2 protein-coding genes are annotated in these 809 nt (G+C 28.1%); both read right to left on the bottom strand.

Annotation, left to right across the window (positions count from 1 at the left end):
* Positions 1 to 52: 52 nt before the first annotated feature.
* Complete coding sequence (locus FHQ30_RS13170; protein WP_139615074.1) at positions 53 to 448, bottom strand: hypothetical protein; 396 nt, start codon at positions 446 to 448, stop codon at positions 53 to 55.
* Positions 449 to 453: 5 nt separating this feature from the next.
* A partial coding sequence (locus FHQ30_RS13385; RefSeq protein ID WP_500692289.1) for a hypothetical protein occupies positions 454 to 809 on the bottom strand: 356 nt, incomplete at its 5' end.

Below are 809 nucleotides of genomic sequence, written 5' to 3'. Positions count from 1 at the left end.
TGCGTTTAAATCCTGTGCCATAAAAATAAAAACCGCCCAAAAGCGGTAAAAATTAAAATACTAAACAATTTCTGATATTTCCTAAGAAAATATGTTTATTCAAAAAACTTATTTTGCCATTTTCAATTTTATAAGCTAATCCATATGAGTAACCACTTTCTTCGTCTTCATTAAATAATTGAGTAATGATAGCATCAAAAGTTCCATCAGTAAGCTGTATTTTATCTTTATAAACAAAAACCACAGTTTCTTCATCCAAGTCTTCAATTTCTTCTTGGGCTATTTCAATAGCTTCATCAACGCTATCAGCAATTATTTTTTGAATTTTCTTTTCTCCAAATGAAATATATGGTGAAAACTTCACATTATTTTGTAGATTAATAATGGCATATTCTTCTGCTTGTTCAACAGATTTTTTCAAATCGTCTTTTAAATTTATAAATTCCATATGCTTTATTTTTCAGTCGGTATATCGTCCAAATCTAATAATTTAGGAGAAATATGATTATCAATAATAGTTTTAAAATGATTTTCTCTTGGGCGTAATAATAATGATTTTACACTTGTAAAAGGTGATAATAAAACATCTTTTACCTTTCCCAAGCCTGTAATGACGGGAAGTCCATAATATAGAGAATTGTTTTCTTTATCAAGATTACATATCCACTGACCTCCATAGTTCATTCTTACAACTTCACCGAAATATGCAGCTGCATCATTTACATCATCACTATTTTTATCTATTTTTTCACCGATTAAATATTTTTCAAGAGTTTGCAAACTATCAATAGAAAAATCCAAATCATACC

Origin of the sequence: Testudinibacter sp. 'clade 2' (assembly GCF_006227735.1) — a bacterium.
Lineage (GTDB): Bacteria > Pseudomonadota > Gammaproteobacteria > Enterobacterales > Pasteurellaceae > Chelonobacter.
This window is presented reverse-complemented; position numbering and strand designations above follow the sequence as displayed.